24 protein-coding genes and 1 pseudogene are annotated in these 21,647 nt (G+C 67.6%); 9 read left to right on the plus strand and 16 right to left on the minus strand.

Features of this window, described 5'->3' with window-relative positions:
* The first annotated feature begins 156 nt into the window (after positions 1-156).
* Complete coding sequence (coq7, locus tag HIR79_RS05570; protein ID WP_211620945.1) at positions 157-801, plus strand: 2-polyprenyl-3-methyl-6-methoxy-1,4-benzoquinone monooxygenase; 645 nt, start codon at positions 157-159, stop codon at positions 799-801.
* Between the two features lie 315 nt (positions 802-1,116).
* On the opposite strand, the gene HIR79_RS05575 is transcribed toward coq7, so the two are convergent.
* The 14 genes from HIR79_RS05575 to HIR79_RS05640 form a co-directional block, all read right to left on the minus strand.
* Entirely contained in the window at positions 1,117-1,536 is a 420-nt protein-coding gene (locus tag HIR79_RS05575) for a hypothetical protein (protein WP_169957561.1), read from the minus strand.
* 2 nt (positions 1,537-1,538) lie between these two features.
* A complete protein-coding gene (locus HIR79_RS05580; RefSeq protein WP_169957562.1) occupies positions 1,539-2,087 on the minus strand; it encodes a hypothetical protein in 549 nt (182 codons plus the stop codon).
* A gap of 12 nt (positions 2,088-2,099) precedes the next feature.
* Entirely contained in the window at positions 2,100-2,288 is a 189-nt protein-coding gene (locus HIR79_RS05585; protein ID WP_169957563.1) for a hypothetical protein, read from the minus strand.
* 13 nt (positions 2,289-2,301) lie between these two features.
* Positions 2,302-2,637, minus strand: coding sequence for a hypothetical protein (locus tag HIR79_RS05590; protein WP_169957564.1), 336 nt, complete (start codon positions 2,635-2,637; stop codon positions 2,302-2,304).
* A complete protein-coding gene (locus HIR79_RS05595) occupies positions 2,630-2,821 on the minus strand; it encodes a hypothetical protein (RefSeq protein WP_169957565.1) in 192 nt (63 codons plus the stop codon). Before HIR79_RS05595 ends, HIR79_RS05590 begins: the two co-directional genes overlap by 8 nt.
* Positions 2,814-4,250, minus strand: coding sequence for a terminase large subunit domain-containing protein (locus tag HIR79_RS05600; protein ID WP_169957566.1), 1,437 nt, complete (start codon positions 4,248-4,250; stop codon positions 2,814-2,816). The genes HIR79_RS05595 and HIR79_RS05600 overlap by 8 nt, the downstream gene beginning before the upstream one ends.
* On the minus strand, positions 4,247-4,600 hold the full coding sequence (locus HIR79_RS05605; protein ID WP_169957567.1) for a hypothetical protein: 354 nt from the start codon (positions 4,598-4,600) through the stop codon (positions 4,247-4,249). Before HIR79_RS05605 ends, HIR79_RS05600 begins: the two co-directional genes overlap by 4 nt.
* Positions 4,601-5,368: 768 nt before the next feature.
* Positions 5,369-8,044, minus strand: coding sequence for a DUF3987 domain-containing protein (locus HIR79_RS18355; protein ID WP_211620948.1), 2,676 nt, complete (start codon positions 8,042-8,044; stop codon positions 5,369-5,371).
* Between the two features lie 11 nt (positions 8,045-8,055).
* The gene (locus tag HIR79_RS18765; RefSeq protein WP_169957568.1) at positions 8,056-8,271 is read right to left on the minus strand and encodes a helix-turn-helix transcriptional regulator; all 216 of its coding nucleotides are present in this window, start codon (positions 8,269-8,271) and stop codon (positions 8,056-8,058) included.
* 390 nt (positions 8,272-8,661) lie between these two features.
* Complete coding sequence (locus tag HIR79_RS05620) at positions 8,662-8,874, minus strand: hypothetical protein (protein ID WP_169957569.1); 213 nt, start codon at positions 8,872-8,874, stop codon at positions 8,662-8,664.
* A 212-nt stretch (positions 8,875-9,086) separates the two neighbouring features.
* Positions 9,087-10,397 (minus strand): tyrosine-type recombinase/integrase, encoded by a 1,311-nt coding sequence (locus HIR79_RS05625; protein WP_211620951.1) that lies wholly within the window; start codon positions 10,395-10,397, stop codon positions 9,087-9,089.
* Between the two features lie 120 nt (positions 10,398-10,517).
* Positions 10,518-10,937 carry an OsmC family protein gene (locus HIR79_RS05630; RefSeq protein ID WP_169957570.1) on the minus strand — a complete coding sequence of 140 codons (420 nt, stop codon included), beginning with the start codon at positions 10,935-10,937 and terminating at the stop codon, positions 10,518-10,520.
* A gap of 104 nt (positions 10,938-11,041) precedes the next feature.
* Positions 11,042-11,704 (minus strand): N-acetylmuramate alpha-1-phosphate uridylyltransferase MurU, encoded by a 663-nt coding sequence (gene murU / locus HIR79_RS05635; protein ID WP_169957571.1) that lies wholly within the window; start codon positions 11,702-11,704, stop codon positions 11,042-11,044.
* Positions 11,701-12,723, minus strand: coding sequence for an aminoglycoside phosphotransferase family protein (locus HIR79_RS05640; protein WP_169957572.1), 1,023 nt, complete (start codon positions 12,721-12,723; stop codon positions 11,701-11,703). Before HIR79_RS05640 ends, murU begins: the two co-directional genes overlap by 4 nt.
* A gap of 156 nt (positions 12,724-12,879) precedes the next feature.
* Between HIR79_RS05640 and HIR79_RS05645 the strand changes: the two are divergent.
* The 8 genes and pseudogenes from HIR79_RS05645 to HIR79_RS05680 all read left to right on the plus strand — a co-directional run bounded on the left by HIR79_RS05645 (position 12,880) and on the right by HIR79_RS05680 (position 20,735).
* Positions 12,880-15,310 (plus strand): annotated as a pseudogene (locus tag HIR79_RS05645) (LPS-assembly protein LptD).
* Positions 15,311-15,351: 41 nt separating this feature from the next.
* Complete coding sequence (locus tag HIR79_RS05650; RefSeq protein WP_169957573.1) at positions 15,352-16,026, plus strand: SurA N-terminal domain-containing protein; 675 nt, start codon at positions 15,352-15,354, stop codon at positions 16,024-16,026.
* Complete coding sequence (gene pdxA / locus HIR79_RS05655) at positions 16,026-17,069, plus strand: 4-hydroxythreonine-4-phosphate dehydrogenase PdxA (RefSeq protein ID WP_169957574.1); 1,044 nt, start codon at positions 16,026-16,028, stop codon at positions 17,067-17,069. Before HIR79_RS05650 ends, pdxA begins: the two co-directional genes overlap by 1 nt.
* 68 nt (positions 17,070-17,137) lie before the next feature.
* Complete coding sequence (gene rsmA / locus HIR79_RS05660; RefSeq protein ID WP_169957575.1) at positions 17,138-17,968, plus strand: 16S rRNA (adenine(1518)-N(6)/adenine(1519)-N(6))-dimethyltransferase RsmA; 831 nt, start codon at positions 17,138-17,140, stop codon at positions 17,966-17,968.
* On the plus strand, positions 17,965-18,363 hold the full coding sequence (gene apaG, locus HIR79_RS05665; protein WP_169957576.1) for a Co2+/Mg2+ efflux facilitator ApaG/CorD: 399 nt from the start codon (positions 17,965-17,967) through the stop codon (positions 18,361-18,363). The genes rsmA and apaG overlap by 4 nt, the downstream gene beginning before the upstream one ends.
* A gap of 32 nt (positions 18,364-18,395) precedes the next feature.
* Entirely contained in the window at positions 18,396-19,214 is an 819-nt protein-coding gene (locus tag HIR79_RS05670; protein WP_169957577.1) for a symmetrical bis(5'-nucleosyl)-tetraphosphatase, read from the plus strand.
* 42 nt (positions 19,215-19,256) lie between these two features.
* Complete coding sequence (glpE, locus tag HIR79_RS05675; protein ID WP_110068532.1) at positions 19,257-19,577, plus strand: thiosulfate sulfurtransferase GlpE; 321 nt, start codon at positions 19,257-19,259, stop codon at positions 19,575-19,577.
* Positions 19,578-19,580: 3 nt separating this feature from the next.
* Positions 19,581-20,735 (plus strand): tRNA nucleotidyltransferase/poly(A) polymerase-related protein, encoded by a 1,155-nt coding sequence (locus HIR79_RS05680; RefSeq protein ID WP_169957578.1) that lies wholly within the window; start codon positions 19,581-19,583, stop codon positions 20,733-20,735.
* A gap of 6 nt (positions 20,736-20,741) precedes the next feature.
* Here the strand turns inward: HIR79_RS05680 and folK are convergent, their stop codons facing one another.
* Complete coding sequence (gene folK / locus HIR79_RS05685) at positions 20,742-21,260, minus strand: 2-amino-4-hydroxy-6-hydroxymethyldihydropteridine diphosphokinase (RefSeq protein ID WP_169957579.1); 519 nt, start codon at positions 21,258-21,260, stop codon at positions 20,742-20,744.
* On the minus strand, positions 21,260-21,625 hold the full coding sequence (gene folB / locus HIR79_RS05690) for a dihydroneopterin aldolase (RefSeq protein WP_169957580.1): 366 nt from the start codon (positions 21,623-21,625) through the stop codon (positions 21,260-21,262). The genes folK and folB overlap by 1 nt, the downstream gene beginning before the upstream one ends.
* Positions 21,626-21,647 lie beyond the last annotated feature (22 nt).

Here is a 21,647-nt window from a genome sequence, read left to right on the forward strand (position 1 = left end):
GGCAACCGCGCAAGCCCAGGCGTTCGACGCATCGGGTGCAGCTTCTTTCGACGCCACCGCCAGGTGGCGTCGGCCGTTCAGGGCGGTGCTTCAGGCGGCAGGGGCCCTCGGCTACAATGGGGCATCCATTCCGGACCGAGGCGCGAAGAGATCGTCATGAACCGCAAGCTCTCTCCCAGCGACAACCTGATCCACCAGTTCGATACCGTGCTGCGCACCCTGGTGCCCCATGCCGCCCAGGCGTCACGGCCGTCTCCGGCGACCCCCGAGGTGCAGGATGCGCCCATGGACGAGGAGGAGCGCCGCCATGCGGCCGGGCTGATGCGCATCAACCACACTGGCGAGGTGTGCGCCCAGGCGCTCTACCAGGGCCAGGGGCTGACCGCGAAGCTGCCCGATGTGCGTGACCAGATGGAGGAGGCGGCCAGGGAGGAGATCGACCACCTGGCCTGGTGCGACGAGCGGCTCCAGGAGCTGCACGACCGCCCCAGCCTGCTCAACCCGCTCTTCTATGCCGCCTCCTTCGGCATTGGCGCGGTGGCCGGAGCCGTGGGCGACCGCGTGAGCCTCGGCTTCGTGGCCGCCACCGAGGAGCAGGTGGGCCGCCATCTGGAGGACCACCTGGTGAAGCTGCCGGCGGGGGATCAACGCTCTCGGGCGGTGCTGCGCCAGATGGCCATCGACGAGGCCCACCACGCCCAGCTGGCGCTGGAGGCCGGTGGCGCCCGATTCCCCGCCCCGGTCAAGTTCGGCATGACGCTGATGTCCAAGGTGATGACCAAGAGCGTCTATCGGGTCTAGGCGCCGAGCGCCAGGAACCAAGGATCAAGGGCCACGATTCAGCGGGAGGCGCCGGTGGTAGGCCGAAGAGGAGGTCTGAGGACCAGGGATGGCCGAAGTAGCGTACAAGGATGTATTCACAGCGCCTCCTCGCAGGCCTACTTCCGGATCAGCCTCCTGCGCAGGCTTATTCCTCAACAATGGTATAAGAGTGCGTCTCTTCTACCTTGCTATCTAGTGCATTGATATATAGGCGTTTTATTTATGGTGGGTCGAAATACCCGCCATAATGTCCCCCCTTTGAAAAACGCTTGCAGACTAGCCCCACGGGGGGAGTCACCGCAACGATATTGCCTCGGCCTTCCCCCGGCGCTTGTGCTTCTCTTTCCACTCGCCCAACCGCAAATCGTCGTGGATCTCAGGCACTGCCCGATTCATGGCGCCAGTGTCGAAGCGGCGGCCACTGTCCAGCGCCTGAATCATGGCGTCACCTATCCGGCCTGGGTCAGCGTCCAGGGGCTCCAGCAGGGCGGCGAGTAGGCGCCTGTCGCTGGTCAAATCATCCAGGGACTCGAGGTCGGCAGTCTTGATGCCACGCATGGCGGATTGCGCGTCGCGGAAATACACTCCCACGGCCGCCAACCACATCTCAGCACAAGCACGGGCCAGCTCCTGCCGGCCGTGCTCGCCGTCGCTGTTTATCGCCAGCGCCCGGTCATCCCACCACTGGGCGCCCACCTCCAGGGCGGCACCCATGCTTAGCCCTCCAGCAGGATGCCACGCTCGAAGCGCCGACTCTCGGCAGTGTTCTGGATGGGGTCCAGGGCCATGATGCGCCGCACGGTGCCCGCGTCGACACCAATTTTCCCAGCACCACCATGGCCGGCTGCCTGCTTATCGCGGGAGATCTCCTTACCCATGCGGGCAAGCTCCCCGACAAGGCGTCGGTATTCCTGATAGGCGGCCTCTGCCTGCTCCAGTGTGGTGCCAATATCGGCCCTCACCCCGTCGGCGTTTCTAATGGCGTCGCGGGCGCGGGCGGCCTGCATGGCATCGGTCAACCGGCGGTACAGGACGGTGAGAATGCCGCTCATTTCTTGGCGTTCTTCCATCGCGGCCTTCAGCTCTACCAACTGTTCCCGGCTGGTCGCCAGGTGGGGCTCGATGCGGGGTTGCTTGTCCAACTGGCGTAGCTCATCGTTCACGGCGGTACGGGCTTCGATGATTTGATCGACGCTAGCCTCGGGGTCGCCAAGCACAGCATTGGCGGCGATTACGGCGGCGGGGTCTTTAACTTCATCAGTCATGTCGGGTAATCCTCAGTGCAGTCTAGTTCCGGCGGGGCGGGTTTCGTTGGTGGCGACCAGGGTTTCGGTCAACCGGCGGATCTCGGCCACAGCGCCCTCGAGCCGGCGGGTGTATTCCTCCTCGAGCCGGTCGTGGTGCCGCTGGATCAGCTCGAGGATCTGCTCGGGTGTGGCGTGGTCTTTGCAGTCTTTGCAGGCCATGGACTAGCCCTCCTTAGTCGGTCGGCAGGTTGTCGAAGTGCCGGCTGGTAATGTCGCTCGGCATCCGGCGCCCGTTGGAGCCGTTGGTAGCAGGCGCGGCAGGTGCGTCGCCGTCGGGCAGGGTGTCCCACTCGTCACCTTTGGGCAGTCCATCAAAGTGCCGGCTCGGGCTGGTCAGGTCATCGGCGCGGATCTTGCGACCGTTCGAACTGGCGTTCGCCTTCATTTCATTGGCCACAGCCTCACCAATGGTCGGTGCGATCATTTCAGCCACACGGGCGGCGATACGCTCCAGGGCCTTGTCGGCATCGGCTTTGTTGGCGGTCACGAACTCTCGTTTTTTACTCATTTGCGGTGCCCTCCCGGGCGCGGTGGTAGATCTTGCGTTGTAGACGGGGCTCCAGGCTGGCGAGAAGGTCGCCGGCCGTCTGGCCTGGGGTTGGGTAAGGAATGTCCACGCCAAGCGCCCAGATGGCCTTCCAGGCATCGGCGGCGGGTGCCTCGCTGGGCATGGTCAGCAAATCGTCACGCATGGATGGTCCTCCAGCGGCGGGGTAGCAGGATGCCGGCGGTTGCTCGCTTGGCTTTGGTGCCGCCGGTAATGGCGCCCATTGCAGCGTTGGCGGCGTCATCATTACCGCCTCGAGGGTGGTCTACGCTGTCACGGCCGCCGGATCGGGAGCGGCGCTCGAGGTTGGCAAGCTGGTTTAGCAGGGTGTCGGAGTCCAGCAGCTCGGCACGCTTGGCGGTCAGCCTGGGCAGGGCGTCGAGGTAGATCTCGGAGCGGTTCAACTCGCTGGGGTGATACTTCAGGCCGGCCGCCTCGAACTGCTCCACCACCCAGCCGGCCCCGTATTGGTCGCCTCGAACTTCGGTGATGCCGTAGCGGCGAAGGTCGGCGGCGCAACGCTCTACCGCATCCGCTGGGCTAAATGGCGGTTTGATCTCGCCCAGCAGGTCGAGAATGTCGGTTCCATCCTCGGTATGGGCCACAGCCCAGCAAAACGAGTCGGAGCGGCCGCCTGAGACGTCCACAAAGGCGCGGTAGCGGTGGGCAGTATGCGGGGGGCGCTCAGTGATACCAGGCGTTACCAGGGCCTCGAGAACGTCACGTGAGACGTAGCTGGCCACGTCGTCGCGCCATTGGGCCAGGTACTCGGCACGGGCGGCGGCTTCATCCTCTGCCAGCGCTTCATCTACTACCGCCTGGGGCAAGCGCGGGTTAAGGCGTCGGCTCGGGGCTTGCACCACAAGGGAGGGCGCGTCGGCCTTGCGATAGTGGCGCTTCCATCGGGAATACATGACGCCTTGCCGCGCATGGGGCGTCGATATGCCTAGCAATAGCCCATCGGTCAGGGATAGCGCAGGCTCGGCCGCTCGCAGGATCTCGGCATCGGGTGACTCGCCTTCCGTTCGCCAATGGCACAGCTCGTCGGCCACCAGACAGGCGAACGAACGGCCGCGAATCGAGCGATGCGAAGCGGTCATCACCGCAAGCTCTGAGCCGTTGGAAAGCTCGATGCCCTCGGAATTGTCCTTGACCACCAGGGAGCGCAGCATCTCGGACGCCTCCAGCCCCCCGCGAAGGTAGCGCAGCGCCTGCCCTGCCTGACGTCGATCAGCGGCCACCAGGGCGCCCACGATAAGCTCCCCCTTGGATGCAATGCCGCTCCAGTCGCGTAAGGCGGTTTCGTACAGCGTCAGGGCGGCGGCCATTTGGGTCTTGCCCCCACGGCGGCCGCACAGCAGGTAAGCGGCTCGGCTGGGCTTCAGGGGCACGGGCCGGCCGGTCAGCTCCCGCCACACCTGGGTATCCCTCCCGGTCATCGGCAGGGCGTACATGCCTTTGACGATGGCCAGCCAGGCATCCCAGCTCCCGTCATGGACTCCCGGCAGCATCGGGGCCAATAGGTTGTCATCGGTCAGGGCGGTGATGGGGTCCACCAGGGCGGGCGCGGTCATCGGCTGCCCCCTTTGGCGGCGAGGTAGTCGGACAGGCTCGGAACGTCACGCGCCTTACGCTCGAGCCCCAGCTTGGCGGCGAGCCCACTAGCGGCGTTCACCGCCTGGGTATACCGGCCAATATCGACTTCCTGCCCCTCGGCCAGTGCTTGCTCCTGGGTTTGAATCCAGAACTCCTGCCACAGATACCGGCTCACCAGCGAACGGGTCAGGTATGACAGGTCGCCGCCCAGATCCGCGCTCACTTCATCGAAGCGGCGGCGCATCTCTTGGGCAACTGCGGTGCGGCCGTCCAGGGCGGTCAGCCATTGGGGCTCGAACTGTCGCGGTGGGGCTTTCAGCTTGGCCATACAAGGCGCCTATCTCAGGGCTATCTATAGGGTAATTATAGCATCTTTGGCGGGTATTATGGCGGGTATGATTCTCGTCATGGCTACAGGGCTTGCGGCCTAGAGGGTTGTCGAGGATGGCGTATCCTCTACCGGCTCGCCGGCAGGGGGTAGGGCTTGGGGTGGGGTGCAGGCTTCGGGCCGCTGTAAACGCCTCTCCTTTACCATGGTTTACCAGTGCTGCGCGGTAACTTGCTGGGGTGGGTTAGCCCTTCGGGTGTCGGCATTGTCGTACGCGCGCGCGAATGGTTTAAGAGAGAAGAAAAGGGGGTGTTTGAAGGGGAGAGAGAGAGAAACGCCAATTCCTCTTCCTGCGCGCATACGACATTTACGACATTTTGGGGCGGCAGGGCTGTACCCTGCATGATATGGGGCTTCCAGGGCGTCGGCTTTGACAGCCGCCCGGTGACATTTACGACATTTCGGGAAGGGGCGGTGACATCTACGACAAAAAAGCCCCCAGCAGGGCTAGGGGCTTCGGTGCGGGTGCGGCCGGGGCTTACTCGGTGCCAGCGTATCCGCTTGGGTGCCGGATCCAGAATGTCGCGTCACCTATACGCGCTTCTGTGGTGCTGTCCTTCACCTGACATAGCACAAGGCTATTAGCCCCTCGATCCACAGCGCGTTCAAATGCCCCTCGGGCGTCTTCGGAGTCGCGGTAGTATCCATCCATCGCCCCGGTGGTGGTATCGACGATGATCCACCAGTTTGTGATATCTAAATATCTGCTCATCCTGCAAGCTCTCCCATAAGCTTTGCCACTTCCTCGCGGCGCTCTCTCTCTTTGTCGGCTTCGGCCTTGAAGCGCTCATGTACTAGGGGGTTGACCTGATACGCTGCCGGACGGCCGCGCTCGTTTAGTTTGCCGACTACGGGGAGGATCCAGCCAAACGACTCGAGCCGCTGCATTGTTTCGTCGACCTCCCACGGCTTCCACTTCCTCGAGGCTCTCATGTATCGGTCAAGGTCACGCTTTACGGTGAAGCGCTCCCAGCCCCTCGCCAGGACCAGGCCGGCCACGGCGCGGGCTTTGTCGCCCACCTCGTCCAGCTCCTGATAGAAGCGCACCGCATGGACTAGCAGACAATCCCATAGCAGGCTGGCCACGTTCTCGGCAGTCTCTTTGTTGACGCGCTCTGCGCTCGGGTGAACGCCTCGCTCGGCGCACTCGATAACGTGGAAGGTCAGCAACAGGCGCGCGTAGGTGCCTTTCCACTTCCCCAGCGCGGCGACAAGGTAAGGGTTAGGGTGAAGCTTCACGGCTGCCGTTATCTTGCTCCAAAGCGCCTCTTTGGCGGCGTGGGCCTCTTCTGACAGCTTTACGGGTTCGCTGCCGGCCGTGATCCCCACGATATGCTCCACCAGATCCTCGTATCGCTGTTTTGCATCCATGTCGGGCCAGCGGTCTACGCCTTCTTCCGCTGGCCTTGCGAAGTACACGATAAAGCGTTGGAGCATCCCGTCGTGGTTGGTGACTTTAGCGTAGTCCTGAATCACGCTTGGCTGGATCCCGCCCAGAACGCAAGCGCTCCAGTTTTCCACATAGGTCGAGCCACGCTTTACGCGGTCTATGCTTTTCGGCCCCCCGTTGTATGCCTCGAGCCAGGCGGCGCGATCCTTACTGCCCCCGTTCTTGTAGGCGTCCATGCTGGAAAGCCAGCCGCTCAGTTCGTCGTTGAATACCAGGGCACCGCGCGGGCTATACATGGCCAGCAGGTCGCCCAGCTTCTCTACAGTCGTATCCTCATAAATCAGGCGATTCATGGGCGGTAGTTCAGGCGCGGGGCCGGGGTCGTCCTCCTTGGCGGCCCGCTTTTCCCACTTGGCATGCTCGCGTTGGTACTTCTTGTAGGCTTCATCGCCCTCCTTCCTCCACTTCGCGTCGATCTTTTTGGCGGGGTTCATCGCCTTGGCAAGTGCTGGGGACTTCATTGCCGACGGGTCGCCAACGGGAGCCGACCATATCCGCGCGCTTTCCGTCCATGTCGGGTCGAAGCGCTTTGGCTGGATCCTGATTCGGTCGTCGATACATGCGGCGATAACGGTTAGGCCGGCCATGCCGATGATGCCGGGGTCGACCCCTAGCAATTCGGCTTGGTCGGCAGTGTAGGCGGCCAAGCTTCTCGGCAGGCGGTGGACGGGGAAGGCCGGCGGCTCCAGGGTGCCAAAAATGTCGACGGGTTCGGGCTTTTTCTCGCCTTCCTGGTCGCCGTCCGCATCCTCACACCCAGCAGGGCTAGAAAAGTCTGAGCCAGCATTGATGCGCGCCTGCTCCTCCATATGGGCGCGCTGATTGTGCTTCGTGATCGTCACGCCGCCGATGGTGAACATATCTCCAGCCGCCTTCAGTGCTGCCGTGAAGTCGCCCCCATGCTGGAAGTGAACGAATACATCGAAGGCATCGCCCCAGCAGCCCCCGGCCGCCCGGTCTGGCGTCCCTATGCCTGCCTCCCGGTCGCTGCCGTGGTGCGAGTGCCATAGCACGCCATCGGAAGAGAACGTGATAGCGGGGCTCCCTGAGTCGCTCAGTGGTGACAATGCCCGGCGGCCTTTCATGCGAGCGCCTACACTTTCCCATGCTTCCTGGGCGGTGTAGTTGTCGCGGAAGGTCTGGATGGGCGAAACCTGCCCGGCGGTGTATTGGGCCTCCCGCTGTTTCCGCTTCTCTACCAGCGCTTCCCGGCGCTTCTCGAACTCGGCTTCCTGCTCTGCCAGTTCGCGCTCCTTCGCTGCCAGCTCTTCCGCGAACTCGGTTCGCCAGTCGAGCGGACCATTCCAGTCGATGGCGGTGTGTTCGTACAGCTCGCCACGGTTGGGCAGGTAGCAAAGCTGGCCAGCGCGCTCGGTCACGCGGTCAGGCACCAGGCCGGCAGCTTCTAGCCTATCGTTGATGCACTCTTGCAGCAGCTCATAGCGGCGGCCGTCGATAGGCTCTACCAGGGGCAGCAGAACGCGGCACTTCGGCTTTTCCTCGGTGGCGCTCCGGCTCGAGTAGGCGTGAACGTCGCTGTTCGTTGCCTGGGTCGCAGCATGGGCGGCCGCGTCTACGCCTGGGGCATTCTCGTCGAAGTCGTGCCACGAGACATAGAACTTGCCCTGTTCGCGTTGCTCTGCAAAGACACGGCTCGGCAGGGTGGAGAAAATCGCCCATTGTCCCTGGGCCTTGTCTACCTGGGGCGGGTTCTCGATCATCTCGAGGATCCCTTGCCAGGCGATGCCGACATAGGGGCGCGCATTGCGTTCGGCCTTGGCGCTATGCGTCTGGCCATAGCCTGAGCAAAAGTCCACCAGCTCGAAGGTTGCTACCAGGGGCGCCCCTTGCTCGGCCAGATCCTCGCCGTCGCTTGTCTGCCAGAACGCGGCACCGCCAGCACCCACGGTGAGGGGGTCGTGTAGCTTGGTCATGCGCGGCCCCCTTACTGGCTAGCCAGCTCGAAGGCGACAATCTCGGACAGTCTCCAACGCGTGGAGCCGCCAATGGCGACGGGGCGGGGCAGCTTGCCGTCCCTTACCCAACGCCAAATGGTGTTCCGGTGGATCCCGTACCGTTCGGCTAGGTCGGTGTCGCGTAGGAAGCGCTCGTCAACGGCGGCGCGGATCTCGGCGGGTGTTAGAATTGCGGCGGAAGCCATGGCGGATAATCCTTATTCCATGGCGGGGCATTGCGGTATCGGCTCGGTGTGCCGATAATAATGGCGTGAGTCGAGTTGGCGCTCGGTTCACGGCCCGCGGCCCCGCGGGTATTAGCTGTTGAAGCCCCCTAGCGTTTGCGGCGCTATGATGGGGGCTTCTCTTTTGCCCCCTGGGGCTTCGTTTCATACCGATGGTTAGCGTGGTGCCTCACCTATGCGGTATGTGCACTATTCTACCCTGAGCAATGGTTCCACCAGCCCGTGGGGCGCCCGTGGGCCCCGTATGCATCCGCCAAAGCCCGCGCCATGGCACCACCAGCCCCACCAATAGGTTGATCTTGTAGTAGTCGGCCATGGTGCGAGCATGCCCATGAAGTACCATGCGGCGCGTCATGGCTTCCCCTTGGATGCCGCGTCGATAAGGTCGCGGCGCTCGTCTACCAGGTCGGAAAGCTCCAGCAGGGCGCGGCCCACGATGTAGCCGGCCTGGGCTAGCTCCCGCGCTTCCTCGATATGTCCGGCCGCCTCGAGCCGCTGCGCGAAGTACGTCACCTCGCCACGGGCTAGCCACAGCTCGCGCATGGTGTTCTGAATGGTCAGCATGAGGTCACCTCCAGACGCGCCAGACGGGCGGCTAGGGCGACAATGGCGGGGTTTAGGGGCTCTGCCCGGTATGCCTCGAGAATGGCCACCAGGCGTGCTAATTGAAGCCCAGACAATGGGCCTATATGATTCGCTTGCATGTCGGCAGCTCCTGTACAGTTGCCGGTATGTAGCCCCTGGGCCGGTTGCAGCCAGCCCGGGGGCACCTCTCTTTAGCCCTCCTGGGCTCTGATAGGCGTCACCACAGCGGGTGCCGCCTCTCCTTCCTTGCAGAACTTACCCCACGCGTCCATTAGCTGCCGGCGCTTCTCCAGCAGGTCGCCGCGCGCGTAGGCCGCTTGTGTGGCATCGCCCACGCTATGCGCCAGGGCCATCTCGATAACGTGGACGGGGTAGCTGGTACGCTCTCCGGCGAAGTCGCGGAAGCTCGAGCGAAAGCCGTGGGGCGTGGCGATGGTGCCGGCCTTCGGATCCTTGTACCCGGTCGGTTCCTCGCCGGCCGCTTCCTGCTCTTTGGCGCGCTCGGTGTGCATGCGGCCGATAATGGTGCGAGTGCTGTTTATCCCGATCATGCGTCGGCTGTTGCCGGGGAATACCAACTCGCCCGGTTCACGGGGCAGACCCCCCAGCAGGGCTAGGGCCTCTTTTGACAACGCCACGCGATGCTCCCGGCCCGCCTTCATGCGTCCGGCGGGTATCGTCCAGGTGCCGGCCTTGAAGTCGATTTCAGACCATAGGGCGCCCCGCGCTTCGTTGGGGCGAACGCCGGTCAGGATCTGGAACTCGAGGCACCGCGCAGGCATGCCGCCACGCTCGCGAAGGTCGGCCATGAAACTCGGCACTAGGTCGATGGGCAGGGCGGCATAGTGCTTAGGCGCGGTGTCCAGCTTGGACAGCTTGGGCAGGCGCTCTTTCAGCCCCCCACGCAGGCGGGCCGGGTTGTCGCCTTCACGGTGTCCGCCAGCGGTGGCCCAATCCAGCACGCGCTCGATACGGTTGCGAACGTCGCGCGCGGTCTTGTTGTGCTCCCGCCAGAAGTCATCAGCCAGCAGCAGCTCCTCTATATGCCGCATCTGGATCTCGTCTACTGGCATGCTGCCGATATGGGGCAGGGCGTGAAGCTCTACACTCCGGCGCCACTGCTTGCGGTGACTCTCGGAGAATGAGGGGCCATCATTGGCCATGACGCGCTCGAACGCCTGCTCGAAGGTCAGGCGGCGGGCCTGCTCGTCCTTGAGGCGCTGCCGTATGGCCCGGCGCTCTTCCACGGGGTCGATGCCTTGGCGAACCTTGGCGCGCGTCTCGCGGGCTTCCTCGCGGGCTTCGGCCAGGGTCACGCCAGGGAAACCACCTAGACCGATCTCCCGGCGGCGGTCGCCCACCTTGACGCGCAGCAGCCACGACTTAGCCCCGCTGGGGGCAATTTGCAGCTTCAGGCCAGGCACGCCGCCAACGCTATACATGCCGGGCGACTTTAGGTCGCGAACGGCTTTCGCGCTCAGTTCCTTGGCTATTTTTGGCATGTACAGCACCCCTCTTACCCGCCATCAATCTTGTTATTGGATGCTAGGCGATGGGCAGAGATGATGCAAGAGATTTTGTAAGATGCTGTTTTTGTTTGGTGTTTTGCGTAAGCGTGGGGCTTATGCTTCTACAATAGTGAAGGAGTGCGTCACCTCGACGCCGCCCTTCACCAGCATGATGGAGGCGCTGCAGTACTTCTCCGCGGAGAGCTCCACGGCGCGCTGCACCTGCTTCTCCTTAAGCCCCTTGCCGGTGACGGTGAAGTGCACGTGGATCTTCGTGAAGACGCTGGGCACCTCATCGGCGCGCTCCGCCTCCAGGCTCGCCACGCAGTCGCTCACCGGGGCGCGGGACTTCTCGAGGATCTCCAACACGTCGAAGGAGGTGCAGGCGCCCAGGCCCATCAGCAGCATCTCCATGGGGCGCGGACCGGTGTTGCGGCCGCCGTGGTCGGGCGGGCCGTCGATCACCACGCTGTGGCCGCTGCCGCTTTCGGCAACGAACTGACGTCCATCGGTCCATTTCACGCTGGCTTTCATGGCAAGGGTTCCTTTTCGATTGTCGGTTAACGATGGCTAGCATACAGGTGGTTCGCAGCTGCCCATAACGAGAGGCGCCGGGGACAGGTCGGAGAGGGGGGCCTTCAGCCCCGCAGGCGGCGGTCGAGTTCGGCCAGCCGTTCGGGGGTGCCCACGTCGACCCACTCGCCGCGATGGTGGTGGCCGCCCACGCGCCCCGCGGCCATGGCGCGGCGCAGCAGCGGTGCCAGGGCGAAGGCGCCGCGGGGCTCGTCGGCCACCAGCGCGGGATGCATCAGGCTGATGCCGGCGAAGGTGAGGCGCGGCTCGCCCTCGGCGTGGACGCGGCCGGAGGCATCCAGGTGGAAGTCGCCGGCCGGGTGGTGGTCGGGATTGGTCACCAGCGCAAGGCACGCCAGGTCGTCGCCCAGGGCGGGCAGGTCGGCCGGGTCGAGGTCGCACCAGATGTCGCCGTTGACCAGCAGGAAGGGCGCCTCGCCGAGCAGCGGCAGCGCCTGGCGGATGCCGCCGCCGGTCTCCAGCGGCGCCTCCTCGCGGCTCCAGGCGATCCGCACCCCGTACTCGGCGCCGTCGCCCAGGGCGGCGATGATCTGCTCGGCGCGGTAGCTCACGTTGATCACCACCTCGGTGATGCCCGCCACCCGCAGCCGCGCCAGGTGGTGGACGATCAGCGGCCGGCCGCCCACCGGCAGCAGCGGCTTGGGGCAGCGGTCCGTGAGCGGGCGCATGCGGGTGCCGAGCCCCGCGGCCAGGATCATTGCCTTCATGCCGCGCCCTCCAGGCGCGCCGCCAGGGCCGGGCGGAAGGTGTTGGCCATCCAGGCCTTGATGTCGGCGTGCCCGTCGAGCCCTGCCAGGCTCTCTTCCAGATGGGCCAGGAAGTGGGGCAGGCGCTCAAGGTAGCCGCTCTTGTGGTCGCGCAGGGTCAGCCGGCAGAAAATCCCCAGCACCTTCAGCGAGCGCTGGGTGGCCATGGCCTGAGCCTGGGCCAGGAAGGTGGCCGTCTCCACGCCGGCGGGCAGGCGGCCATCGGCCTGGGCGCGGCGGTGGAAGGCCTCCACCCAGGTGGCGAAGCGGTCGGCGTCGAAGCGGCAGTAGCGCCCGCGCAGCAGCGAGATCAGGTCGTAGCTGAGCGGGCCGGCCACCGCGTCCTGGAAGTCGATCAGGTGCAGGGTGTCGCCGTGCACCATCAGGTTCATGGCGTCATAGTCGCGGTGCACCGTGACCACCGGCTGGGACAGGGCCGAGGCGATCAGTGCCTCGCGCAGGTCGCCCCACCCGGGTGGCGGCGCCAGGTCCAGCCACTCGCCCAGGCACCACTCGGGGAAGAGGTCGAGCTCGCGGCCCAGCAGGGCCCTGTCGAAGCGGGGCAGCGCGTCCGGGCCGGCGCGGTTCTGCAGCTCATGGATCAGGGCAATGGCCCGCTCATGCCAGGCCAGGGTGGCGGCGTCGTCCTCGTGGCCGAAGCAGGCCTGCAGGGGGGTATCGCCCAGGTCATCGAGCTCCAGGAAGCCGCGGGCAAGGTCCTCGCCGTGAAGACGCGGCACCGGCAGGCCGGCGGCGGCCCAGCGCCGGGCGATGGCCACGAAGGGGTGGCTGTCCTCCTGCTCCGGCGGGGCGTCCATCAGCATGCGGGTGACGCCACCCGGCAGCGACAGCCGGTAGTAGCGGCGAAAGCTGGCGTCGCCGGCGGCCAGGCGCAGGTCGATCTCTTCGGCCGGCAGGCCGTGGCGCTCGGCGGCCCACCGGCTGAGCAGCGCGAGGCGCGAGGGGGCGGCGTCGGACATGGTGGCTGGCTCCTGGGTGACGTGAAGGGTCCGGCGGCGGGTCGGTTGACGGCCGCAGGGGCTCGCCGCATGCTGGGCGCTGCGTGGTCCGCCGGCAGCACTGGCGCGGTGCGGCCTGTATAATACCGATTCACCCCGCCAAGGACATCGAGGAACATGGGCAAGCGACTCTCATGGACGGCCCTGGCCGGCCTGGCGACCCTGAGCCTGGCCGGCGCTCCCTATGCGGCGGCCTCGCCCGCCTCCCTGCCCGCCGAGTCGCTGGACTTCCGCCCCTGGGGCGATGACCGCCCCGCCGGCGCCCTGTGCCGCGGCGTCTACGTGATGCCCGACTACCGCCTTGCCGAGCCGCCGCCGGGCCGCGTGGCCAGCGAGTCGGACAGTGCCAGCTACGGCGAGGATGGCGAGACGATCCTGCGCGGCGAGGTGGTGCTGCGTCGCGATACCGCCCAGCTCGAGACCCCCCAGGTACGAGTGCCCGGCAGCCGCGAGCGCGCCTTCGCCGAGGGTCCCCTGGCGCTGCGCGACCAGAACCTGCTGGTGCGTGGCGAGGCCGCCGAGCTGTCGCTGGTCAGCGATGCGGCGCGCATCGACAACGCCCACTACGTGGTCCACGACCGCCACCTGCGCGGCGATGCCCTGCAGCTGGAGCGCCTGGAGGATGGTCGCTATCGGCTCTCCTCGGCGAGCTTCACCACCTGCGACCCCGGTGACAACCTCTGGCGCCTTGTGGGGGGCGACGTGGTACTCGACCGCGAGAGCGGCTTCGGCACCGCTCGCAATGCAAGGCTCGAGGTGGGGCGGGTGCCGGTCTTCTACTGGCCCTGGGTGCGCTTTCCCATCGACGATCGCCGCCACACCGGTTTCCTGTGGCCGGCCGTGGGGATCTCCAGCGATGCCGTGGACTACGCCCAGCCCTTCTACTGGAACATCGCGCCCAACCACGACGCCACCATCACGCCGCGCTGGATCACCGATCGGGGCCTGCTGCTGGGCGGCGAATACCGCTACCTCTTCCCCAGCGATGCCGGCCAGATCGAGGGGGCCTATCTGAACCGGGACGACGGCGGCAGCAGTGACGACCCGAACGCTGCCTCGCGCCGCTACGAGGGCGAGGACCGCTGGTATATCGACTACCGCCACGCCGGCACCCTCAATCCGCGCAGCCGCTACCAGCTGCGCTACGGGGCGGCCAGCGACGGACGCTACTTCGACGACTTCGGCAGCGACTTCGCCGAGCAGAACACCTCCGCCATGCCGCGCCTGGCCCAGATCGACTACCGCGGCGACGTCTGGCGCCTCGACGCCCGGGCCCAGGGCTTCCAGAGGCTCGACGACCCCCTGGCCGACCGTGACAAGCCCTTCTACCGGCTGCCGAGTCTCTCCGCCAGTGCGCGCTGGAACCAGGGGGGCTTCTACCAGCAGTGGGGCTCCAACTACACCTACTTCTGGCGCGACGTGGACGAGAACAGTATTCCCTTGGAGAGGGAGTCCGCCATCGGCTCTCGGCTGCATCTGACGCCGGCGATGGGTTGGCGCTTCGACGAGAGCTGGGGGCACCTGGAGCCGCGCCTGGAGTGGCTGGCCACCGCCTACGAGCTCGACTATGGCGAGCGGGAGACCGACCGCGACACCTCCCTGACCCGCGAGGTGCCGGTGGCCTCCCTCGACGGCGGCCTGGTCTTCGAGCGCGAGCTGGAGCTGGGGGGGGCGCGGCTACCGCCAGACCCTGGAGCCCCGCGCCAACTACGCCTATGTGCCGGCCCGGGACCAGTCGGAGTTCCCGGACTTCGATACCAGCGAGCGCGCCTTCTCCTGGGGCCAGCTCTGGTCGCCCCATCGCTTCTCCGGCAGCGACCGCGTCGGCGACCTCAATCGCCTCTCGCTGGGGGTCGACTCGCGGCTCTTGGAGGATGCCCGCGGCCGCCAGCGTCTCGCCGTGGGGGTGGGCCAGGCCTACTACTTCGAGGATCGCACCATCGACATGAACGGCGATCCCGATACCCTGCCCGGCAACTTCATCGATCGCTACCGGGCCACCCGGGACCGCTCGCCGGTGGTGGCGCGGGCCGACTGGCAGATCACCGACCGCTGGCGCACCCGCTGGCAGTGGCTCTACGACGACAACTTCGAGCAGACCGAGCGCACCTCCCTCGACCTGCAGTATCGCTCGCCCGCGGGCCATGCATTGAACCTCGGCTACCGCTGGGAGCTCCAAGGCTTCGATCCGAATACCACGGATGAGACCACGGACGAGTTCCGCGACTTCAACCGCGAGGAGTACGACCTGTCGTTCGCCTGGAAGGCCAGCCACCGCGTCGACCTGATCGGCCGCTTCCTCTACGACCACACCAACGACCGCTCCCTGGAGCAGCTGGCGGGTGTGCAGTGGAACGACTGCTGCTATGGTCTGCAGCTGGTCTGGCGGGAGTGGGTCGACGACAACGACACGGCCCGGGTTGAGGACGACTTCACCGATCGCGGGATCTTCCTGCGCTTCGTGTTCAAGGGTCTCGGCGGCGTGGGCCGCGAGGCCGACAGCTATTTCGAGGAGGCCATCCCGGGCTATCGCTCCACCGCCTTCTGACCCGGGTGCCCCCCGCCGTTGCCAACTTCCAGAGAGGAAAGATGACACATAAGCAGACAGTGAGCCGCCGGCGCACCCACCTGATGGCCGCCGGCCTGGCCCTGGCGCTGGGGCTGGCCGCCGTGCCGCTGAGCCTCCAGGCCCAGGAGTTCCAGCCGATTCAGCGCCAGTCGCTGGATCGCATCGTGGCGGTGGTCAACCAGGGCGCCATCATGGCGAGCGAGCTGGAGGAGCGCGTGGCCCAGACCCGCAGCCAGCTCACCGCCCAGCAGATCGACCTGCCCCCGGAGCGGGTGCTGCGCGAGCAGCTCCTCGAGCAGATGATCCTCGAGGAGATCCAGCTGCAGATGGCCCGCGAGGCCGGGCTCTCCATCGACGACACCGAGCTCAACCGCCAGGTGCGGGCCATCGCCGAGAGCAACGGCATGAGCCTGGAGCAGTTCGCCGATGCCCTGGAAGCCGATGGCCTGGCGCTGGCGACCGTGCGCGAGGAGATTCGCCGCGAGATGGTGCTGCGCGAGCTGCAGCAGCGTCGGGTGGGCAGCCGGGTCAACCTCTCCGAGCGGGAGGTGGAGCGCTTCATGGAGCAGGAGGGCGCCAGCCGCCAGCAGGCCCAGCAGGCGCTGTTCCAGCGTCGCGCCAACGAGGAGCTGGAGGTCTGGCTGCAGGAGATCCGCTCCCAGGCCTTCGTCGACAACCGGCTCGACGGCCGCTGATGGCGGTGGCCGAGCCCCCGCTGCTGGCGCTGACCACCGGCGAGCCGGCCGGCATCGGCCCGGAGCTGGCCGTGATGCTGGCGGCACAGCCACTGCCGGCGGCCCGGGTGGTGGCGGTGGGGGACCCGGGGCTGCTGGCCGAGCGCGCCGCCGGGCTTGGCATTGCGCTCGAGCTGCTCGAGTTCGCCCCCGGCCAGGCGGTGCCCGAGGCCGCTCCCGGGCGCCTGCCGGTGTGGCCGGTGGCCCTGCGGGCGCCGTCCCGCCCCGGCGAGCTGGACGCGGCCAACGCCGCATACGTGCTCGAGACCCTGGACGTGGCGATCGCCGCCTGTCGCGCCGGCCACGCCGCGGGGATGGTCACCGCGCCGCTGCACAAGGGGGTGATCCTCGATGCCGGCCACGTCGGCTTCACCGGTCACACCGAGTACCTGCGCGACGCCTGCGGGGTGGAGGAGGTGGTGATGATGCTCGCCACCGACCGCGCCCTGCACGCCACCCGGCCCGGCTGGCGGGGCTCGCCGGCGCTGCGGGTGGCGCTGGCCACCACCCATCTGCCGCTGCGCGAGGTGGCCGATGCCATCACCGCCGGGCGCCTCTCCCGGGTGCTGCGCATCCTCGATGCGGAGCTGAAGCGCTGGTATGGCCTCCCGGCGCCGCGCATCGCGGTGTGCGGGCTCAACCCCCACGCCGGCGAGGGTGGCCACCTGGGCCGCGAGGAGCTCGAGGTGATCGAGCCGGCGCTCGCGGCGCTGCGCGCCGAGGGGCTGCGGCTGGACGGCCCGCTCCCCGCCGATACCCTGTTCACGCCGCGTCACCTCGAGGGGGTCGACGCGGTGTTGGCCATGTATCATGACCAGGGCCTGCCGGTGCTCAAGTACGCCGGCTTCGGCAGCGCGGCCAATATTACCCTCGGGCTGCCCTTCGTGCGCACCTCGGTGGATCACGGCACCGCCCTGGATCTCGCCGGCACGGGGCGCGCCGACCCCGGCAGCCTGCGCGTGGCCGTGGCGCTGGCCGCCGAGATGGCCTGGCGCCGCTCATAAGCCGGTCGCCGGAAAGCTCCGTTTCCATGCAAGAATTCAAGATCCTAGCGATAGAAGGACACCCCTGAATGTCATCTCGCCCCCCGGTTCACCGGGCCCGCAAGCGCTTCGGCCAGAACTTCCTGCGTGACCGCGGCATCATCTCGCGCATCGTGCGCGCCATCGGGCCGCGTCCCGGCGAGCGCCTGGTGGAGATCGGCCCCGGCCAGGGCGCCCTCACCGAGCCGCTGCTGGAGGCCGCCGAGGGTCATCTCGAGGTGATCGAGCTCGACCGCGACCTGATCCCCGGGCTGCGGGTGCAGTTCTTCAACTACCCCGGCTTCGTGATCCACGAGGGCGACGCCCTCAAGTTCGACTTCCGCGCCCTGCGAGGCGAGGGCGAGCGGCTGCGGGTGGTGGGCAACCTGCCCTACAACATCTCCACCCCGCTGATCGCCCACCTGCTGCAGTCCGGCGATGCCATCGCCGACATGCACTTCATGCTGCAGAAGGAGGTGGTGGAGCGCCTGGCCGCCGAACCGGGCGGCCCCGACTGGGGGCGGCTCTCGGTGATGGCCCAATACCGCTGCCGGGTGGACTCGCTGTTCGTGGTGCCGCCCGAGGCCTTCGTGCCTCGGCCCAAGGTGGACTCCGCCATCGTGCGCCTGACGCCCCATGCCGAGCTGCCCCATCCGGCCACCGACGAGGCGCTGCTCTTCACCCTGGTGCGCGAGGCCTTCGGCCAGCGTCGCAAGACCCTGCGCAACAACCTCAAGGGGCGCATCACGGCGGAGGCGCTCGAGGCGCTCGGCATCGATCCCGCCCGCCGCCCCCAGACCCTCACCGTGGAAGAGTTCGTGCGCATCGCCAACCACCTGGCCCAAAGCGGCGCCGAGGCGGGCGAGGAGGTGCCGGAATGAGGCCGGTGCTGCCCGAGGCCCTGCAGGGCCAGATCAGGGTCGAGGTGGAGCCCGAATTCCGCGAGGAGGAGTCCGCGCCGGGCGAGGGGCGCTACGTCTTCAGCTACACGGTGACGGTGCACAACGCCTCGCGCCACAGCATCCAGCTGATGGCCCGCCACTGGAAGATCACCCAGGGCAGCGGCAAGGTCCAGGAGGTGCGCGGCAAGGGGGTGGTGGGCCAGCAGCCGATGATCGGGCCGGGGCAGCAGTTCCGCTACACCAGCCGGGCGATCCTCGATGGCCCCGTGGGTGTGATGGAGGGCGACTACACCTGCGTGGATACCGCCTCCCAGCGCCCCTTCGAGGTGGCCATCGCCCCCTTCCGCCTGGCCGGCCCCAACCAGGTACACTGAATCCACTGTTTCACCCTTGCCGGGAGCGCCATATGACCACCTATGCCATCGGCGACCTCCAGGGCTGTCACGCCGAGTTCGTCGAGCTCCTCGAGGCCCTCGACTTCGATCCCCGCCGCGACCGACTGTGGCTGGCCGGCGACCTGGTCAACCGCGGCCCGGGGTCGCTGGCCTGCCTGCGCGAGGTGATGGCACTGGGTGAGGCGGCCCGGGTGGTGCTCGGCAACCACGACCTGCACCTGCTCGCCGTGGCCCGCGGCGGCGCGGCCCTCAACCGCAAGGACACCCTGGACGCCATCCTCGCCGCACCGGACCGCGAGGCGCTGCTGGACTGGCTGCAGTCGCGGCCGCTGCTGGTGCGCGACACCCTCGGGCAGGACACCCTGATGACCCACGCCGGCCTGCTGCCCCAGTGGTCGCTGGACCAGGCCGCCGGCCTGGCCCGGGAGGTCCAGGCCGTGCTCGGCGGCGAGCACGCCGGGGCCTTCCTCGAGCGCATGTACGGCAACGCCCCGGCGCTGTGGCGCGACGACCTCGATGGCGTTGACCGGCTGCGGGCCATCGTCAACGTCTTCACCCGCATGCGCTTCATCGATGCCGAGGGAAGGCTCGACTTCTCCGCCAAGGAGGGACTCGACAGCGCCCCGCCGGGCTTCGCTCCCTGGTTCCAGTACCCCCGCGGCGACGGCGCCCGGCTGCTGTTCGGCCACTGGGCGGCCCTGCAGGGGTCGACCCCGCACAGTCGCGTCGATGCCCAGGCCCTGGATACCGGCTGCGTGTGGGGCGGGGCGCTCACCGCCCTGGCCCTCGAGAGCGGCGAGCGCGCAAGCGTGCCCAGCCGGCGGCGCTGACGCCGGCGATAACCTTCAAGCCCTGACGCACGAGAGGCCACCATGAGCTTCCAGCATCTCGATATCCCGACCCTGCAGGCCTGGCTCGACGAGGGCCGCGAGGCGGCGCTGGTCGATATCCGCGACCCCATGAGTTACGCCCAGGGGCACATTCCCGGCAGCCGGCGCCTGGACAACGACAGCGTCGGCGCCTTCCTCGGCGAGACCCCGGCCGAGCGGCCGGTGGTGGTGGTCTGCTATCACGGTCACTCCAGCCAGCAGGCTGCCGCCTGGCTGGCCGGCCAGGGGCTGTCCGAGGTCTACAGCCTCGACGGCGGCTTCACCGAGTGGCAGCTTCGCCACCCCGACCGCGTGGAGGCCTGACCCATGGACGTGACGCGGGACCCCGCCGTGGAGGGCCTCGAGGTCTTCTGCGTGGGCGGGGCGGTGCGCGATGCGCGTCTGGGCTGGCCGGTCTACGACCACGACTGGGTGGTGGTGGGGGCCACGCCGGAGGAGATGCGCCGCCGCGGCTTCAAGCCGGTGGGGCGCGACTTCCCGGTCTTCCTGCATCCCGAGACCCACGAGGAGTATGCCCTGGCGCGCACCGAGCGCAAGGCCGGCCACGGCTACACCGGCTTCGTGGTGCACGCCAGCCCCGAGGTGACCCTGGAGGAGGACCTGGCGCGCCGCGACCTGACCCTCAACGCCATGGCCGAGAGCCCCGCGGGGGAGCTGATCGACCCCTACGGCGGCCTGGCCGACCTGGAGGCGCGAGTGCTGCGCCATGTCTCGCCGGCCTTCGTCGAGGACCCGCTGCGGGTGCTGCGGGCGGCGCGCTTCCTGGCACGCTATGCCGGGCTCGGCTTCACTATCGCCGAGGAGACCCGGGCGCTGATGCGGGAGCTGGTGGCCAGCGGTGAGATCGGCCACCTGGTGGCCGAGCGGGTCTGGACCGAGACCGAGAAGGCGCTCGCCGAGCCCTGGCCGGAGGTCTACTTCCAGGCGCTGGAGGCGTGCGGTGCCCTGGCGGTACTGATGCCGGAACTCGCGGCCGACCCCGAGGCGCTGGACGAGGCCCTGGGCAGGCTCCATTGCCTGCCGGAAGAGCTCGATGGCGAGGCGCTGGCGCGCTGGCGCTGGGCGCGACTGGTGGAGCACCTGGACGAGGCGGCGCGAAGCGCCCTGGCCGAACGGCTGCGCCTGCCCAGGGCCCATGCCGCCCTGGCTCGCCAGGCGGCGCTGACCCGGGAACTGTGTCGGGAGGCGCGCGAGGGGGCGCTGCCGGGGCAGCGGATACTGGGCTGGCTGGATGCCATCGATGCCTGGCGGCGCGGCGAGCGGGTGGCCCCGCTGGTGAGCCTGGTGAGCCTCGAGGCGCCGGCGCTGGCCGACGACCTGGCGCTGGCCTGGCGGCTGGCGGCCCAGGTGCTGCCGACGACGCTGGTGGAGGAGGGCTTCCAGGGGCGCGCGCTGGGTGAGGAGCTGGCCCGGCGGCGGTGCGAGGTCATCGAGGCGGCGCTGGCGCCCCCGGCGTCCTGAGCCGGGTCAGTGGGCCCGGGAGATCATCCGCCCGGCCCAGTGGAACTCGATTGCCCACAGGCGCTGGCTGCCGGCCTCGAAGCCGGCCCACAGCGCCGCATAGGTCTCGCCGCTCTCGGGGTGGCGGGCCTCGGGCAGCAGCTCGGCCAGGGGCTGCAGCACGAAGGCGTGATGCCTGATCTCGTCGCGGGGAAGCAAGACGCCGTCATGCTCGCCGGTCAGTTCCCCCACGGTGAGCAGGTCGATGTCCAGGGTGCGCGGGCTGAACTTGGGGCTCGCCTTGCGCCGGCCGTTGGCGAACTCCAGGCGCTTGCACCAGGCCTGCAGCTCCCCCACCGTCCAGTCGCTGTCGAAGGCCGCCACCAGGTTGTAGAAGTTGCGCCCATCCTCGAAGCCCACCGGCTCGCTCTCGAACACCCGCGAGATCCGGAGCTCTCCGAAGGTCTCCGCCAGGGCATCCAGGCAGGCGTGCACGTGGCGGTCGCGCTCGATATTGCTGCCGATGCTCACCGTGACCAGGGCCATCAGCTCGCCTCCGGGCGGCTGCCGCGTTCGATCCGAACGCCGACGGCCGCCGCGGCGGGCACCGCTCCCGGCTTGCGCACGGTCAGCCGCAGCCAGGGAATGGCGAACTCCTCGCGCAGGGTGTCGGCCAGCCGCTCGGCGAAGGTCTCCACCAGGGCGAAGTCGTGCGCGGCGGCGAAGGCCTGGATGCGCTCGCTGATGGCGGCATAGTCCAGCGTCAGGGTGATGTCGTCCGCGGCCGCGGACGGGCGGATATCCGTGGCCAGCGCCAGGTCGAGCACCAGGCGCTGGGTGATGGTGCGCTCCCAGTCGTAGACCCCGATGACGGTGTCGACGCCGAGGGACTCGATCAGCACGAGATCCATGGTGGAGTTACTTCCGCAGTCA

It is taken from the genome of Halomonas sp. PGE1, from assembly GCF_013000985.1.
GTDB classification, from domain to species: Bacteria; Pseudomonadota; Gammaproteobacteria; order Pseudomonadales; family Halomonadaceae; genus Halomonas; species Halomonas alkalicola.